Annotated in this window: 13 protein-coding genes; 7 read left to right on the forward strand and 6 right to left on the reverse strand. The window is 75.5% G+C overall.

The window, feature by feature from the left end:
- Nucleotides 1–185 precede the first annotated feature (185 nt).
- Nucleotides 186–701, forward strand: a complete 516-nt coding sequence (locus ACIA8Q_RS05740; protein ID WP_360210104.1) for a ribonuclease — start codon at nt 186–188, stop codon at nt 699–701.
- A gap of 71 nt (nt 702–772) precedes the next feature.
- On the opposite strand, the gene ACIA8Q_RS05745 is transcribed toward ACIA8Q_RS05740, so the two are convergent.
- Nucleotides 773–1,768 (reverse strand): hypothetical protein, encoded by a 996-nt coding sequence (locus ACIA8Q_RS05745; protein WP_360210102.1) that lies wholly within the window; start codon nt 1,766–1,768, stop codon nt 773–775.
- A gap of 110 nt (nt 1,769–1,878) precedes the next feature.
- Here ACIA8Q_RS05745 and ACIA8Q_RS05750 point away from each other — a divergent pair, with 110 nt between their 5' ends.
- Nucleotides 1,879–3,144, forward strand: a complete 1,266-nt coding sequence (locus ACIA8Q_RS05750; protein ID WP_396316802.1) for an ADP-ribosylglycohydrolase family protein — start codon at nt 1,879–1,881, stop codon at nt 3,142–3,144.
- On the opposite strand, the gene ACIA8Q_RS05755 is transcribed toward ACIA8Q_RS05750, so the two are convergent.
- On the reverse strand, nt 3,134–3,868 hold the full coding sequence (locus ACIA8Q_RS05755; protein WP_360210098.1) for a GNAT family protein: 735 nt from the start codon (nt 3,866–3,868) through the stop codon (nt 3,134–3,136). The two genes, ACIA8Q_RS05750 and ACIA8Q_RS05755, sit on opposite strands and share 11 nt — an antisense overlap.
- Before the next feature lie 647 nt (nt 3,869–4,515).
- On the opposite strand from ACIA8Q_RS05755, the gene ACIA8Q_RS05760 reads away from it, so the two are divergent.
- The 5 genes from ACIA8Q_RS05760 (at nt 4,516) to ACIA8Q_RS05780 (ending at nt 11,582) form a co-directional block, all read left to right on the forward strand.
- Nucleotides 4,516–5,460, forward strand: a complete 945-nt coding sequence (locus ACIA8Q_RS05760) for a PAC2 family protein (protein ID WP_360210096.1) — start codon at nt 4,516–4,518, stop codon at nt 5,458–5,460.
- 191 nt (nt 5,461–5,651) lie between these two features.
- Nucleotides 5,652–6,650: an SGNH/GDSL hydrolase family protein gene (locus ACIA8Q_RS05765; RefSeq protein ID WP_360210094.1), complete on the forward strand. Its 999-nt coding sequence runs from the start codon at nt 5,652–5,654 to the stop codon at nt 6,648–6,650.
- 153 nt (nt 6,651–6,803) lie between these two features.
- Entirely contained in the window at nt 6,804–8,117 is a 1,314-nt protein-coding gene (locus ACIA8Q_RS05770; RefSeq protein WP_360210092.1) for a deoxyguanosinetriphosphate triphosphohydrolase, read from the forward strand.
- Between the two features lie 74 nt (nt 8,118–8,191).
- Nucleotides 8,192–10,105 carry a DNA primase gene (gene dnaG / locus ACIA8Q_RS05775; protein ID WP_360210090.1) on the forward strand — a complete coding sequence of 638 codons (1,914 nt, stop codon included), beginning with the start codon at nt 8,192–8,194 and terminating at the stop codon, nt 10,103–10,105.
- 235 nt (nt 10,106–10,340) lie between these two features.
- Complete coding sequence (locus ACIA8Q_RS05780; protein ID WP_396316803.1) at nt 10,341–11,582, forward strand: sigma-70 family RNA polymerase sigma factor; 1,242 nt, start codon at nt 10,341–10,343, stop codon at nt 11,580–11,582.
- Here ACIA8Q_RS05780 and ACIA8Q_RS05785 read toward each other — a convergent pair.
- The 4 genes from ACIA8Q_RS05785 to ACIA8Q_RS05800 form a co-directional block, all read right to left on the reverse strand.
- A complete protein-coding gene (locus ACIA8Q_RS05785) occupies nt 11,570–12,835 on the reverse strand; it encodes a DUF2690 domain-containing protein (RefSeq protein WP_360210088.1) in 1,266 nt (421 codons plus the stop codon). The two genes, ACIA8Q_RS05780 and ACIA8Q_RS05785, sit on opposite strands and share 13 nt — an antisense overlap.
- A 442-nt stretch (nt 12,836–13,277) precedes the next feature.
- Nucleotides 13,278–14,681, reverse strand: coding sequence for a glutamate decarboxylase (locus tag ACIA8Q_RS05790; RefSeq protein WP_396316804.1), 1,404 nt, complete (start codon nt 14,679–14,681; stop codon nt 13,278–13,280).
- A gap of 87 nt (nt 14,682–14,768) precedes the next feature.
- Nucleotides 14,769–16,202, reverse strand: a complete 1,434-nt coding sequence (locus ACIA8Q_RS05795) for an FGGY family carbohydrate kinase (protein WP_360210084.1) — start codon at nt 16,200–16,202, stop codon at nt 14,769–14,771.
- 107 nt (nt 16,203–16,309) lie between these two features.
- Nucleotides 16,310–16,606, reverse strand: coding sequence for a hypothetical protein (locus ACIA8Q_RS05800; RefSeq protein WP_387898648.1), 297 nt, complete (start codon nt 16,604–16,606; stop codon nt 16,310–16,312).
- Nucleotides 16,607–16,793 lie beyond the last annotated feature (187 nt).

A 16,793-nucleotide genomic window follows, 5' to 3' on the forward strand; every position in this document is an offset into this window, starting at 1 on the left:
AGGAGAACCGGCGTACGTAACACGGCCGGGGGGGGGGGGGGCACCGCCGCCCGCCCCCCCCCCCCCCCCCGGCGGGGGGGGGGGGCGCCCCCGGGGCCCCCCCCCCCCCCGGCCCACGTGCGTGTGGCGGCGGCCACGCGCGTGACACCCCGCCCCCGCCGCCGGGGCCTGCCAAGCTGGGGCGCATGACCAGCCGCAACCGTCTGCCCGTGCTCGTGGCCGTGGTGATCCTCGCGATCGCCGCCGCGGTCGGGTACCTGCTCTCGGCCCGGGGCGGCGGCAGCCACCCCAGGGCCGCCGCGACCCCCACCGCCGCCACCACGGGCTCCTCGGCCCCCAGGCCCTCCGCCCCGAAGCCCACGCCGCCGCCCGGCGGAGGCGGCCCCGCCGCCGGCACCTGGGTGCCCGCCGACCCGGCGCTCGCCGACGTCTGCCGCTCCAAGCTCCCCGGCCAGGCCCAGGACACCCTCGGCCTGATCGCCAAGGGCGGCCCCTACCCGTACAACCGCGACGGCATCGTCTTCGAGAACCGCGAGAGCCGGCTGCCGCGCAAGGGCGACGGCTACTACCACGAGTACACCGTGGTCACCCCCGGCTCCAACGACCGCGGTACCCGCCGGGTCGTCACCGGCAACGCCGGCGAGCAGTACTGGTCGGCCGACCACTACGCCACCTTCCAGGAGATCGACCCGCGCTGCTGACCGGCGCGGTCGACGCCCGGTGGTCCGCGTCACCCCCGGCCCCGCGTACGCCCGCCCCGCCCGCCGCCGCGTCACCTGGCGCGGCGCCAGCTGATCCGGCGGTGCGGGCCGTGCGGGCCGGTGGTGAGGAGCGCGGTCAGCTCGTGCAGGAGCGGGGTCGGGTCCCGGCGGAGCTGGGTCGGAGTGGTGCGGACCACCGGGAGGCCGACGGCCGTCAGCCGGTTGGCGCGGGCCAGGCCGCGCTCGTGGTCGGCGGGCCGCAGGTGCCAGGCACGGGAGTCGATCTCCAGGGCCACGCAGGCGTGCGGCCAGTAGGCGTCCGGGACGGCGAGGAAGCGGCCGTCCAGGAAGAGCACCGCGTTCCACAGCGGTTCGGGCAGACCGGTGTGCGCCAGCACCTCCCGGGCCTCGCCCTCGACCACCGACCGCACCCCGGCCGTGAGGTCCTCCACCACCCGGGCCACCTGCGGCAGTCCGAGCGCGCCCGGTCTGGCCAGCAGGTGGTCCAACAGCTCGCCGAGTTCGCAGTGCCGCCGCTGGACGGCCTCGGCGCACAGCGCCCGGAAGCGCTGCTGCCCGCTCTCGCGCGGCGCGAGGTCGGCCAGCGCCCGGGCCACGGTGGCGCTCCACAGCCCGTCGTCCCGCTCGTAACCGCCCGGCAGCGGCCCGGCCGACCGGTGGATCCGGACGAACTCCCGCTCCGCCACCCGGCGTTGACCCGGGATCAGGACGTCGACGCGATCGAGGTCGGCCGGGTGCCCGGCGCTCGGCAGCCCCGCGTCGGCGAGCACCGCGTGGCCGGTCAGCAGCACCTCCCCGGCCCGGGGCTCACGCCCCTTGGGGCTCGCGTACGCCAGGGCGGCGCGCAGCCGCTGATGGCCGGTCAACCGGCCGCTCTGCAGGCAGATCACCCGGGGCAGCACCTGCTGCCAGGGCCCGCCGGGACGCAGCCGGTGGGCGATGGTGCCGGAGGGCACGCCGAGCCGGCGCAGCTGCGCCCGGGTGGCGATGTGCTGCTGGTCGGCGCCGAGCAGCACGACGGGGTCGAGGGGGTTCGCGCGGGTCATGACCCGGTGCTGCCCGTCCCGTTCGGATGCATGCGAAACATCGCCCGTCGGAGGCTTCCGCGGGAATGATGTTGACGGACCGTCGGTCCGGACGCTGAGCTGGACCGCCTATGACGACTCCACCCGACAGCCCCGCACTCGACGCGCTCAACGGGCTCTCCGTGGGCGACGCCCTCGGAGCGCAGTTCTTCGTCCCCGCCACCGCGGCCGCCCACCTCGTCGACCGCACCGACCCGCCCGGCCCCTGGCCGTGGACCGACGACACCGAGATGGCCTGCTCGGTCTACGCGGCCGTCACCGAGCGCGGCACCGTCGACCCGGCCGACCTCACGCTCGCCTTCGCCCTGCGCCACGACTTCGACCGCGGCTACGGCCCGGCCGCCAACCGGATGCTCCGGCTGGTCCGGGAGGGCGGCGACGCCCGGGCGCTCGCCGCCGAACTCTTCGACGGCCGGGGCTCCTACGGCAACGGCGCCGCGATGCGGGTCGCCCCGCTGGGGGCGGCGCTCGCCGACGACCTGGACGAGGTGGTCCGGCTGGCCGCCCGGACGGCGGTGACCACCCACACCCACCCGCAGGCGGTGGACGGCGCGGTCGCGGTCGCGGTCGCCGCCGCGGTGGCGGTCCGGGCCCGGACCGGGACCATGACGCCGAACGGCTTCCTGGCGAAGGTCCGCCACCACACCCCGAGCGGTGCCGTCCACGACGGCCTGGCCGAGGCGGCCGCCCTGCTCGCCGAGCCGGACCCGCTCGCGGCCGCCCGGGTGCTCGGCAACGGCAGCCGGACGTCCGCCGCCGACACCGTCCCCTACGCGCTCTGGTGCGCGGCCCGGCGGCTGACCGACTACCGGGCCGCCGTCCGGGAGGCGGTCGCGCCCGGCGGCGACATGGACACCGTGGCCGCGATCACCGGGGGAGTGGTCGCCGCCCACACCGGCACCCGGGGCATCCCGGCGGCCTGGCTGGCGGCCCGGGAGCCGCTGCCGGCCTGGGCGTTCCCGCGGCCCGGCTCCGTCACCGGGGGCCGCGGCCGCGCCGCCATGCTGGTCCCGCGCCCGCAGGCCGTCCCGGACGTGCTGTGGACGGAGGAGCAGTGGCAGCGGATCCGCACCGGCGGCGACCCGGCCGCCCTGGACCACCGGTGGGCCGTCCACACCGCCGGCGGAGCCGTGCGGATCTGCGACTCCCGGAGCGGTCACCCGATCTGGGAGGTCGCGGTCGCCCTGGTCCGCGGCGGCCGGCGCCCGGTCTCCGCGGTCGTGGAGGCCGGTCACAACCGGTGGCTGGCCCTGCCGGGGGAGCGGCACGCCCCGGCGCTGCTGGCGTGGATCCTGCGGACCGCCGCCACCGGTGAGCGGGAGGCCTTCAGGCCGTGATCATCAGCTGCCCGGCACCGCTGCCGCCGTGTCTAAGGCACTCCTGGTTGATCGCCGGATCCGGGGCGCTGGGCGAGGTGGCGGCGGCGATCCGCAGCTCGATGATGTCCCGGACGGCGGGCCACTCGGAGTCGAGGATCGAGTAGAACGCGGTCGAGCGCACCACGCCGTCGAGCCCGCGCGAGTGGGCCCGGCGGACCCCCTCGGAGGTGGCGCCGAGCCGCTCGATGGCGGACCGAGAGCGCAGGTTGCGGGCGTCGGCGCGCAGCGAGATCCGCTGGACGCCCCAGGTCTCGAAGGCGTGGCGGAGCATCAGCAGCTTGGCCTCGGTGTTGATGCCGGTGCCCTGGGCCCGCGGCGAGAGCCAGGTGTTGCCGATCTCGGCGGCGTCCGGGACGGCCGTGGCCGGGTCGCCGAACGGCACGCCGGGCACCGGCGGCCAGACCACCGGGCCCTGCCAGTAGTCGAGTTCCAGGAACCGGGTGGAGCCGACCACCCGGCCGTCGGCGACGTTCACCGTGGCGAACGGCAGCGACCGCCCCGCGGCCTGGTCGGCCAGGGCGCGGGCGATGTACTCGCGGGCCGCTTCCAGGCCGTGCGGGACGGCGGTGAAGGCGTAGGTCGTACGGTCCTCGGCGCCGGCCTCGGCGATGGCCTCGGCGTGGTGCGCGGCGAGGGGCTCCAGCCGCACGGTGCGGCCGGTGAGGATGACAGGTACGGGCACGGAACCTTCGGTCCTTCATCGGTCGGAGGGTGCCTCCCGGGCCGGGGTGCGGCACGGGGTGCGGGGACTGTTCGCCCCGGTCCTGGGGCCGTCCGCCGGGACCGGCGCACGCCGGAGGTCCGGTCGGGCGGGGCGGGGGCGGCGGCCCGGAACGGGCGGCGCGGTGCCGGAACGGACACGGGTCCTCGGACCGGTCCGGCGGGATGAGCGAAGGGACAGTGTGCGTCCGCGAAATGGCCGAGAAGGAAACGAGAGCGCGAAGGGAAGCAGGCGGCCAGGTGAAGGCAAGATGCGTCGTGGGTGGCTGGCCGAGCACCGGACCGGGACGTGGCCGACGGCGTTACGGGACGACGTGACGACGACGCGACGATGCGAGGCAGCGAGAGGACGATACCCGCCAGAAGGCGGTGCGTCACTTCGCGGCACGCGAATGGCGGCGCGGCCCGGTCGAACGCGCCCCCGGGCGGGCCGCCGAACCCCTGTGACCAGGGACTTTGTCGCCGGGTGCGATCATGGTCCGGAGGCGTCGGCTGCGGCCCCCGGGCACGCCGTCGGGCGCGGTCGGGAATTCCGGCGGCGCCCGGCACGCTGGACAGGACGAGGAATCCGGTAGGCCGTGACGAGTAGGGAACGGGGTTGGGTGCGCGGTGCGTGACTTCCAGGCGCTGTACGAGCTGGACGAGCAGGGCGTGGCCGCGGTGGCCGCGGCCAACGCGGAGCTGAGCGACACCGGCGCGGGCCTCGTGCTGCTCCACCACTTCGAGGGCTTCATGGACGCCGGCGAGGCCGGCGGCCAGGTGGTGGCCCACCTCCTGGAGACGGGATCGCCGCAGGTCGTGGCCCGTTTCGACCACGACCGCCTGGTGGACTACCGGGCGCGCCGCCCCGCGATGGTGTTCGACCGCGACCAGTGGACGTCCTACGACCCGCCGGAGATCCTGCTGCAGCTGGTCCGCGACGCCGCGGGCGCGCCGTTCCTGCTGCTCACCGGCCCCGAGCCGGACGTCGAGTGGGAGCGCTTCGCGCGGGCCGTCCGCGAGCTGGCGGAGCGCTTCGAGGTCCGGCTGTCGGTCGACTTCCACGGCATCCCGATGGGCGTGCCGCACACCCGCCCGGTCGGTCTGACCCCGCACGGCAACCGGCTCGACCTCGCGGCCGGCTACCCGCAGTGGTTCGAGCAGGCCCAGGTCCCGGGCAGCGCCCAGGCGTTGCTGGAGTACCGCCTGGCCGAGGCCGGGCACGACGTGCTGGGCTTCGCCGTGCACGTGCCGCACTACGTGGCCCGCTCGGAGTACCCGGCCGCGGCCGTGCTGATCCTGGAGGCGGTGCAGTCCGCCACCGGCCTGGTGCTGCCGGGCACCCGGCTGCGCGCGCGGGTCGGCGAGGTGTACGCGGACATCGAGGAGCAGCTGGCGCAGGGCGACGGCGAGCTGCGCTCGGCGATCCGCGGCATGGAGGGCCAGTACGACGCGGTGGCGGGCGGGGAGGACCGGGAGAGCCTGCTGGCCGAGCCGGCCGACCTGCCCTCGGCGGACGAGCTGGGCCGGCGCTTCGAGCAGTTCCTGGCCGAGCACGAGCGCGGCGCCGAGTAGGCCCTGCCCGGCCGATCCGGTCCGCGCAGCGGATCCGGTCCGCCCGGCCGTCGGGGACACCGGCCCGAGGACGCCGCGGTGAGAGGCCGTCCGGGCCGGGAGTCATCCGCGCGGCTCCGTTCGTTGGGGATTGCGGCGTCGGGGGACGCGCCGCGAGGAGCCGCTGTGACGCCTATCCCCGGGGGGATGCCATGCCGAGGACCACGTACCGGACCATGCCCGCGCCCGCGCGCCCGACCGTCGCCCTGACGGCCGGGCTCGCCGCGCTCCTGCTCGCCGGGTGCACCGGCGCCGGGGGAGCGGACACGGGCGGAGGGGGCTTCGCGGGCGCGGTGCCCGCTCCGGCCGCGAAGTCCACGCCGCCGCCGACCGGCCCGTACGTGGCCCTCGGCGACTCCTACACCGCCGGCCTGAAGATCGCCCCGCAGGTGGGCGAACCCGCGGGCTGCTCGCGCTCCGGGGTCAACTACCCGTCGCTGGTGGCGAAGGGGCTCGGCCTGGCGGCCGCGCAGTTCCAGGACGTCAGCTGCAGCGGCGCCCGCACCGGCGACCTCACCGGCGCCCAGGAGACCGGCCGCGGCACCAACCCGCCCCAGCTCGACGCGCTGACCGGGGACACCCGGCTGGTCACCGTCGGCATCGGCGGCAACGACGCGGGCTTCATGGAGGTCGTCCAGGAGTGCGCCAAGGAGAACCTGGTGGACGCGGTGAAGGGCCTGGTCGGCGCCTCGCGCGCGGCCTCGCCCTGCCGCGCGCACTACGCCTCCGGCGGCACCGACGACGTGCAGCGCAGGGTGGACGCGGCCGGCGAGCGGCTCGGCGGGATCCTGCAGGACATCAGGCGCCGCTCCCCGCGGGCCCGGGTGTACGTGGTCGGCTACCCGACGCTGCTCCCGGCCGACCCGGCGGGCTGCGAGCGGGTGCTGGGCAAGGCGGTGGCCCCCGGCGACCTCGGCTTCCTGTCGGAGAAGGAGCAGCAGCTGAACGCGATGCTCAGGAAGCGGGCGGAGGGCGCCGGCGCGGTGTTCGTGGACGCGGCCGCCCCGTCGGCCGGGCACGACATGTGCGCCGGCGAGGCGGCCCGCTGGGTCGAGCCGCCGTTCCCGGCCCCCGGCCTGGCGGCGATCCACCCGAACGCCAAGGGGCAGGAGGCGGTGGCGGCGGCCGTCCTGAAGGCCGTCCGGGGCTGAGCCCCTGCGCGGCGGGACGGGGGCGGGACGACACCGGCGGTGGGAGGGGGCGGGACGACACCAGCGCGTGGCGCAGGATTCACGCCCCGGCCCGCGCCCCTTCGTGCGCGGCACACCCCGGCTGTCAGGGGCGCGGCGTACCGTGTGTGGCATATGGATGACACCGCGCACCGCCTCGCCGCCGCCCCGTTCCCGTACGACCACGCCGCCGAGGCCCGCTGGGTCCCCGAACCGGACAAGCGCCCCGGCCGCACCGCCTTCCAGCGCGACCGCGCCCGGGTGCTGCACTCGGCGGCGCTGCGGCGGCTGGCCGGCACCACCCAGGTGGTCGCCCCGATGCGCGCCGACTTCCCCCGCACCAGACTCACCCACTCCCTCGAATGCGCCCAGGTCGGGCGCGAGTTGGGAGCCGCCCTGGGCTGCGACCCGGACCTCGTGGAGACGGCCTGCCTGGCCCACGACATCGGCCACCCGCCGTTCGGCCACACCGGTGAGGAGGCGCTCGACCAGGCCGCCGAGGCCTGCGGCGGCTTCGAGGGCAACGCCCAGTCGCTGCGCATCCTCACCCGGCTCGAACCCAAGCGCTTCGCGCCCGAGGACGAGCAGCCCGCCGCCCGGCTCGCCCCCTGGCCCGGCCGCAGCGTCGGCCTCAACCTGACCCGCGCCGCCCTCGACGCCGCCACCAAGTACCCGTGGTCGCGCGGCGCGCACCCCACCGACCCGGCCTCGCACAAGTACGGCGTCTACGCCGACGACCTGCCGGTCTTCCGCTGGCTGCGGGCCGGCTCCCCGGCCGGGCGCAAGTGCTTCGAGGCCACCGTCATGGACTGGTCCGACGACGTGGCCTACTCCACCCACGACGTCGAGGACGGCCTCCAGGCCGGCCACATCGAGCCGGCCGCCCTGCGAGCCCCGGGCGAGCGGTCCGAACTCTTCAAGGTCGCCGAGCGCTACGCCCCGGACGCCGAGCCGGAGGAGCTGGCCGCCGCCCTGGACCGGCTGCTCGCCCAGGACTGGTGGCCTCGCTCCTACGACGGCACGGCCCGCGCCCGGGCCGGGCTGAAGGACCTCACCAGCCAGCTGATCGGCCGCTTCTGCCTGGCCGCCGAGCAGGCCACCCGGGCCCGCTACGGCCCCGGCCGGCTCACCCGCTACGGGGCCGAGCTGGTGGTGCCGCGCGGCGTGCGGCTGGAGTGCGCGGTGCTCAAGGCCGTCGCCGTCCGCTTCGTGATGCAGCGCGACGAGCAGGCGCAGCTGCGCGCCCGCCAGCGGATCGTGATCGCCGAGCTGGCGGACGTGCTCAACCGGCGCGCTCCCGAGGGCCTGGACCCGGTGTTCGCCGCCCAGTACCACGAGGCCGAGGACGACCGGGCCGCCCTGCGCACGGTCATCGACCAGATCGCCACCCTCACCGACGCCTCGGCCCTCGCCCTGCACGCCAGGCTCGTCGGCGCCTCCTGGGCCTGACCGGTCGGGCCCGCCCCGGCGCCCGGCGGGACGCGCCCGGCCGGAAAGCCCGGCCGCCCCAGTAGACTTCCGGGGTGGCCGGGCGGATCAGGGACGAAGACGTACAGGCGGTGCGCAGCGCACTGCCGATCGACGCGGTGGTCGGCGACTACGTACAGCTGACCAACGGTGGCGGCGGCGAGTACAAGGGCGTCTGCCCGTTCCACGACGAGAAGTCCGCCTCCTTCTACGTGAACCCCGCCAAGGGCGTCTTCCACTGCTTCGGCTGCCAGGAGAACGGCGACACCATCGCCTTCCTGATGAAGATCGAGCACTTCACCTTCGCCGAGGCCGTCGAGCGGATGGCCGCCCAGGCCGGCATCACCCTGCGTTACGAGGAGGGCGGCTACAGCCCCCGCCACCAGCAGGGCGAGCGGACCCGCCTGGTCGAGGCGCACAAGGTGGCCGCCGCCTACTACCAGGAGCAGCTGGCCTCGCCCGAGGCGGAGATCGGCCGCCGCTTCCTCGCCGAGCGCGGCTTCGACGAGGAGGCCGCCAGGACCTTCGGCGTCGGCTACGCCCCGGCGGGCTGGGAGCACCTGGTCCGCTACCTGCGCGGCAAGGGGTTCAGCGACAAGGAGATCCTGCTCGGCGGTCTGGCCTCGCAGGGCCAGCGCGGCGGCCTGATCGACCGCTTCCGGGGCCGGCTGGTCTGGCCGATCCGGGACATCGCGGGCGAGGTTGTGGGCTTCGGCGCCCGCCGGCTGCGCGAGGACGACAACGGCCCGAAGTACCTGAACACCCCCGAGACGCCGATCTACAAGAAGTCGCACGTGCTGTACGGCATCGACCTGGCGAAGAAGGAGATCGCCAAGTCGGGCCGGGCGGTGGTGGTCGAGGGCTACACCGACGTGATGGCCTGCCACCTGGCCGGGGTCACCTCGGCGGTGGCCACCTGTGGCACGGCCTTCGCCGAGGACCACATCAAGATCATCCGCCGACTGCTGATGGACACCTCGCAGTACCGCGGCGAGACGGTCTTCACCTTCGACGGCGACGCGGCCGGCCAGAAGGCCGCCCTGCGGGCCTTCGAGGATGACCAGAAGTTCGCGGCCAAGACCTCCATCGCGGTCAGCCCGGGCGGCATGGACCCGTGCGACCTGCGGCTGGCCCAGGGCGACGAGGCCGTGAAGCAGCTGATCGACAACCCCGTCCCGCTCTTCGAGTTCGCGCTGAACACGGCGGTGTCGAAGCACCGGGTCGAGACGCCCGAGGGGCAGGCCGCCGCGATGGAGGAGGCCGCCCTGATCGTCGCGAAGATCAAGGACCCCTCGATCCGGCACGGCTACGCGATCCGCCTGGCCGGCATGCTCGGCGTCAATCCCGGCGACGAGCAGTTCGTGGTCCGCCGGATCTCCCAGCTGTCCCGCTGGGAGCGGGAGAAGCAGCAGAACCCCCGCGGCAGCACCGCGCGGCGCACCGAGCAGCCCGTCGCCGCGGTGCGCCCCGCCCAGCCCGCGTTCCGGCTCAACCCGCGCGACCCGGCCCAGTTCGTCGAACGCGAGCTGCTCAAGCTGGCGCTCCAGCACCCGGACCTGGTCAGCCCGGCCTTCGACCACTACGGCGAGGACGAGTTCCCCACCCCGCCGTACACCGCCGTGCGGCAGGCCGTCGCCAAGGCCGGCGGCGCCGCCTACGGGGCGACCCTGCCGGACTTCACCAGCGCGGTGCGCGAGGCGTCCCCGGACGACCAGGTGCGCTCGCTGGTCACCGAGCTGACCGTCGAGCCGGTGCGTTCCCGCCGCAAGGTGGACGCGGTCTACGCGGGGGAGTTCCTGGTCAAGTTGCGCCTGCTGGCCGTCGACCGCCGGATCGCCGAGGTCCGCGGCTACCTGCAGCGGCTCGGCCACCGGGCCGACGCCGAACAGCTGCACGCGGTGCAGACCGAGCTGTGGCAGCTCCAGCAGTACGGCCAGCAGCTCCGCAGCCGGGGCGCCGCGGCGCTCTGAGCCCCGGGGCTTGCCGGACGAGCCCCAGCGGCTCCTCGACCCGGGGCGCCGCCCCCGGGCGTGGCCGGACGGTCGCGCGCCCGGCGGGAAGATGCGGGCGCGCCCCGGGAAGTGCGCAGAAAGTCGGCGCACGAGTCTCGGCCACGGAGTGTGGCGTACCGCACACTGGATGGCGTCCCACCTCCGTACAGCGCGGGTCCGCCAGAGTCGCGCCCGCCCCGAGGGGATGCTGCCCGTGGACCAAGGCCTTGTCGCACCGACCACCGCCATCACCACCACGAGACCGGACCGCGCCGGGCCGGCGCGGGAGCAGGAGACGGACCACGGCCGGGCCGGCGCGGCTCCGCCCGACGGCGCCCGGGTGCCCGCCCAGGGCCTGCCCGAGGGCCATCCCGAGAGCGCTGACCCGGATCCGGCCGCCGGGGAGCTCGACGCCGAGCCCGATGCCGACGTCGACGCCGAGCCCGATGACGAGGCCGACGCCGACCGCGACGCCGACGCCGACCGTGACGCCGAGGCCGACCGTGATGCGGAGGAGGAGCCCGGTCCGCAGGCCGACGGCAGCGGCCCGGCCGCGGACCTGCTGCGCCAGTACCTGCGCGAGATCGGCCGGGTCCGGCTGCTGACCGCCGCCGAGGAGGTGGAGCTGGCCCGCCGGGTCGAGGCCGGCCTGTTCGCCGAGGAGCGGCTGAACGGCGAGCCCCCGCCCCCCGACCCGCTGGCGCGCGAGCTGGACACCCTGGTGGTGCGGGGGCGGATCGCCAAGCGGCGGCTGATCGAGGCGAACCTGCGCCTGGTGGTGTCCGTCGCCAAGCGGTACGTCGGCCGCGGGCTGACCCTGCTGGACCTCGTCCAGGAGGGCAACCTCGGCCTGATCCGGGCCGTGGAGAAGTTCGACTACGCCCGCGGCTACAAGTTCTCCACCTACGCGACCTGGTGGATCCGGCAGGCGATGAGCCGGGCGCTGGCGGACCAGGCCCGGACGATCCGGGTGCCGGTGCACGTGGTCGAGCTGATCAACCGGGTGGTCCGGGTGCAGCGCGCACTGCTGCAGGAGCGCGGCCTGGAGCCGACCGCGGCCGAGGTCGCCGCCGCCCTGGAGCTGACCGAGGCGCGGGTGCGGGAACTGGTCCGGCTGGCCCAGGAGCCGATCTCGCTGCACACCCCGGTGGGGGAGGAGGACGACGTGGCGCTCGGCGACCTGATCGAGGACGCCGACGCCACCTCACCCGCGGAGTCCGCCACCTTCCTGCTCCTGCGTCAGCACCTGGACGCGGTGCTGGCCACCCTGGGCGAGCGGGAGCGCCAGGTCGTCCAGCTCCGCTACGGGCTGGACGACGGCAGGCCGCGCACGCTGGAGGAGATCGGTGCGGTGTTCGGCGTGACCAGGGAGCGGATCCGCCAGATCGAGTCGAAGACGCTGGTCAAGCTCCGCGACCACGCCTTCGCCGAGCAGCTGCGCGGCTACCTCGACTGACCCGGGTCCGGGCTCGCGGCGGACGGCGAGGCGGCCCCCGGCGTCCCGGACGGCTGCGCGGTCGCTCCCGGGTCGGTGGCGGCCGGGGCCGGGTCGGTGCTCGCCGCGCCCGCGCCGGTGCCCGGGGGCGGCGAGGCGGGACCGATCGGGATCGGGGTGGAGGCCACGACGGCGGCCAGGTCGGAGATGGCCGTGGTGCAGACGTGGCCGGCCGGCTGGTAGCCGCAGACCACGAAGCCGGTGTGCGGGTCGGCCGCGTTCAGCATCGACGAGTAGTTGTCGTAGCCCCAGTGGATGAGGGCCGTCTCGCTGTCACCGGTGCTGTCGGTGATGGTCGCGTAGTCGTTCGGCTCGCCCTCGGTGATCGCGGCCCAGGCGGCCTGGCAGGTCTGGCTGTACCGGAGGTAGACGACCACCTTGCCGATGACGTCGGTCTGCAGGGTGCGGGCGTCCTTGCCGCAGCCGGTGGTCTTCGGGTCCTTGTGCGCGCAGCCGACGGCCTGGCAGGCGGGCGGGGCCGAGGCGGGCTTGGCCGGTGACGCCGAGGACGCCGAGGCGGTCGGAGCGATGGAGGAGGTCGGGGCGGGCTCGGCGGCGGCCGTCGGCTCGTCGTGCCGGGTGGCGGCGCGCACGCCGACCAGCACCAGCAGGGCGGCCACCACGGCGGCGGCGGTGAGCAGCGTCGCCGGGCGCCGCCACCAGGCCGCGGGCGGCCGGACGGGATCCGCCTCGACCGCGGGCGCGGCCACGTCGGGGAGCTCGGCGACGACCGGAGCCACGGCGTCGGACTCCGCCGGCGCGGACCCGGTCGGTCCGGTCGCGGTCGGCGTCGGCCCGCACAGCACGGACAGCGACAGGCCGGACCCGGACGCGGACCCGGAGCCGGGCTCCTCGGGGGCGGGGTCCGGGTCGGCCGGCTGCCCGGCGGCCGGGCCGCCGTCGGGGGCGTCCGCGGCGGAGGTCGTCGCCGGCGCCGGCGCGCCGGCCCCGGGCGCGGCCACGGCCCGCTCCCAGAGCGACCGCAGGGCGGGCCCGTCGCAGTCCACGGTCCCGATCAGCGCTTCCAGCGCCTGCTGGGTGATGACCCGTTTGCCGTTCAGCCAGCGCTCCCAGGAGGCCCGGCTGTAGTGCGTCCGGGTGGCCAGTTCGGCCAGCGAGAGTCCGGCGGCGTCCTTGATGGTCCGGAGCTCCCCGGCCAGGTCCCTGGCGGGCTCGGACAGCTCTTCGGGCAGGTTCTTCCAGGCGGAACCCATGCGGCCTTCCAACGGTGCGAGACGGGAACGGGGTACGGGGAGAGCGGGACGGGCTCCGGCCCGGGCCGTTCGGGTGTCTCCGCTTCTCCAAAGTCATCGGCCTGACGTCCCAAACCCCAGGTCATGGCGCTGAGACGGACGGAAGTGTCTCACAACCGCCGGGAACGCTCGAACAACCGTCTTCCGTCGTGCAGAGTTCTCAGGCCGGTGCGGTTCACCGACCGGCGGACACGTTCGGACACGGACCGGTCACCGGTCGTGGGTCCGGCATCCACGCCCCGGTTCCCCCACGGCCGAGGCAGCCTCGCGGGGGGAGGCTGCCCCGGTCCACCGGGACGCACGGCGGGGAGGACGCCCCAGGGCGTCCTCCCCGCCGTGATCATTTCCGGAACGGGTCCCGGGCGGCCCGCCGGCGCCCGCCGACGGCCCGTCGGGGGGGGGCTCAGTGGTGGAAGCCCTCGCGGACCGGCACACCGAGCTCCTTGAGCGGGACGGGCTGGCGCCGCAGCTCCGGCAGCAGCCGTCGCAGGTCGGCCAGCAGCAGGTCGGCGAGGTCCTTGGAGAAGCCGTTGCGGCAGACGATCCGGAGCACCGAGAGGTCGGTGCGGTTGTCCGGGAAGGTGTACGCGGGCACCTGCCAGCCGCGCTCGCGCAGTCGCCGTGACACGTCGAACACGTCGAAGGGCACCCCGTCGGTGGTGGTGACGGCGAAGACCGGCAGTTCGTCGCCGCGGGTGAGCAGCCGGAAGCCGTCCAGTTCCGCGATCGCCCCCGACAGGTAGGTGGCGACCTCGCGGCAGGCGCCGTGGACGGCCCGGAAGCCGTCCCGTCCGAGCCGCAGGAAGACGTAGTACTGCGCGACCACCTGGGCGCCCGGGCGGGAGAAGTTGAGCGCGAAGGTCGGCATCTCGCCACCGAGGTAGTTGACCCGGAAGACGAGCTCCTCGGGCAGCGCCTCCGCGTCCCGCCACAGCGCCCAGCCGACGCCGGGGTAGACCAGTCCGTACTTGTGCCCGGAGGTGTTGATCGAGGCCACCCGGGGCAGCCGGAAGTCCCAGGCCAGCTCCGGGTCCAGGAAGGGCGCCACCATGCCGCCGGAGGCGCCGTCCACGTGCACCGGGACGTCCAGCCCGGTGCGCTGCTGGAGGTCGTCCAGGGCCGCGCAGATGTCCGCGACGGGCTCGTAGGAGCCGTCGAAGGTGGAGCCGAGCACCCCGACGACGCCGATGGTGTCCTCGTCGCAGAGTTCGACGGCCCGCGCGGCGTCGAGGTGGTAGCGCTCGCCCTCCATCGGCGCGGTGCGCGCCTCGACCTCCCAGAAGGTGCAGAACTTCTCCCAGCAGACCTGCACGTTGACGCCCATCACCAGGTTGGGCCGGGCACCGGCGGCGTAGCGCTCGGCGTTGCGGGCCATCCAGCGGCGCTTGAGGGCCATGCCGGCGAGCATGCAGGCCTCGCTGGAGCCGGTGGTGGAGCAGCCGACCGCGCTGTCCGGGTCGGGGGCGTGCCAGAGGTCGGCGAGGATGGCCACGCAGCGCCGTTCGAGTTCGGCGGTCTGCGGGTACTCGTCCTTGTCGATCATGTTCTTGTCGAGGCACTCGGTCATCAGCCGGGTGGCCTGCGTCTCCATCGAGGTGGTGACGAAGGTCGCCAGGTTGAGCTTGGCGTTGCCGTCCAGCATCAGCTCGTCGTGGATCAGCTGGTACGCCGTGTCCGCCGCGACCGGGCCGTCGGCGAGCCGGTGCACCGGTGGCGCCAGCTCCATCGCGCCCAGCGGGTCCGCGGTCGAGACGAACGGACTGATGCTGAGCCGGCGGTCGTCGCCGGTCCCCTTGTGCAGCGCCATGGAATCCTGCCGCCCTTCACCCTCCGGTGGCCGTGTCCCGTCCTACGCTGCCACCGGCCGGCCGGTGACGCATCTTCACCGATCGGTTCAGGCCTTCGTCTCCGGGTGGACCTGCTCGCGGGCGGCCCGGTACTGCTGGCGCACCGCGGATCCGATCGCCAGGTCCTGCTCCCCGTCGGGTTCGACGGTCTCGGCGTCCGGCAGCGGCCACTCCGGCGGCTCGGGCGTGCCGGCCAGTGCCCAGGCGGCCTGCCGGGCGGCCCCGCGGGCCGCGTGCGCGCCCGGCGGCGGCACCACGACCGGAACGCCGAACAGCAGCGGGGCGACGTGCCGGACGACGGGCAGCCGCCCGGCCGCCCCGAGCAGGAAGACCCGTTTGATCCCGACGCCCTGAGCCCGCAGCACGTCGAGCGCGTCCGCGATGTTGCAGAGCATCCCCTCGACGGCGGCCCGGGCCAGGTGCTGCGGCGTCAGCGACTCGGCCCGCAGGCCGGTCAGGGTGCCGGCCGCGTGCGGCAGGGCCGGGGTGCGCTCGCCGTCCAGGTAGGGCAGCAGGACCAGCCCGTAGGCGCCGGGGGAGGAGTGCAGGGCGAGGTCGCTCAGGCCGTCCAGGTCGCGGCCGAGCAGGGCGGCGGTGGACAGCAGCACCTGGGCGGCGTTGAGGGTGGCGACCATCGGCAGGTGGCGGCCGCTGGCGTCGGCGAAGGAGGAGACCAGCCCGGTGGCGTCGACCACGGCCCGCTCGTGCACCGCGAAGATCGTCCCGGCGCTGCCGAGCGAGACCACCGCGTCGCCCGGGCGCAGGCCGAGGCCGAGGGCGGCGGCCATGTTGTCGCCGGTGCCGGCCGAGATCAGCAGGCCCTCGGGGGTGTGCCCGGCGGGTTCGGCGGGCCCGAGCACCTCGGGCAGTTTCAGCTCGTGGCCGAGGGCCAGCTCGACCAGGTCCTGCCGGTACTCGCCGGTGATCGGTGACCAGTAGCCGGTGCCGGAGGCGTCGCCGCGGTCGGTGGTGCGGCGCCTGGGGTGGCCGAGCAGCTGCCAGACCAGCCAGTCGTGCGGCAGCAGCACCTCGGCGACCCGGCGGGCGTTGGCCGGCTCGAACTCGGCCAGCCAGCGCAGCTTGGCGATGGTGTAGGTCGGGGCGGGGACGGCACCGATCGCGGCGGTCCAGGCGGCCGGGCCGCCCAGCGCGTCCAGCAGTTTGGCGGCCGCACCGCTGGAGCGCGGGTCGTTCCACAGGATCGCCGGCCGGACCAGCACGCCGCCCGCGTCCAGGCCGATCATGCCGTGCTGCTGCGCGCTGACGCCGATGGCCCGGACGCCCTCCAGCAGTCCGCCCGCCGCGGCGTCGCCGAGGGAGTGCAGCCACAGCTGCGGGTCGGCCTCGCCGGGGCGGGTGTCCGCGGCCTCGGGGACGGGGTGCGGCGCCTTGCCGGAGCGCAGGACGGCGCCGGTGTCCGCGTCGCACGCGACGATCCGGGTGCGGTTGGTCGAACTGTCTATCCCCGCGACGATGGCCATGTCGAGATCATGCCTCAGCGGGGCCCCCGGCGCGTCCGGGCCGGGCGAGGTGTTGCCCGTTCGGAACGAGGCCGGGAGGCCCCGTTCGCCCGGGCGTCACCCCCGCGTCACGGCCGGAAGGTACCCCAGCCGTCGTCCTCGGGCCGGGACCGGTTGAAGTACGGCACGCGGTCGGTGACCGCGTTCGGCAGCCGGTCCCCGACCTTGTCCGCGACGGCGCCCGCGGCCTTCCCGGCGACCGAGCCGGCCTGTTGCCTGGCCCGCTCGGTCGCGCCCTGCACCGCGGGGTTCTGGGCGATCTGCCGGGTGACCTTGGCGATCTGCTCGTAGCGCTGGCGCCCGGCCCGCGAGCCGAGGACGTAGCCGGCCGCGAACCCCGCGGCCAACGACAGCTTCCACATGATCGGATCCACCCTCTCCTGGCGGCCATCTGCCGCATTGCCCTACCCGTCAGTCGGGACGGCGAACCGTCCGCGCCCCCAGCATCCCCGGGGGCCGGGCCCGGCGCGCGCCGGGCGCGCCGGGTGGAGCCCGGGCCGCCGGGGAAAGCGATTGGCGGACCACCCCCCCGAGTGCGCTAATGTATGTCCC

This window comes from Kitasatospora sp. NPDC051705, assembly GCF_044453265.1.
Lineage (GTDB): Bacteria > Actinomycetota > Actinomycetes > Streptomycetales > Streptomycetaceae > Kitasatospora.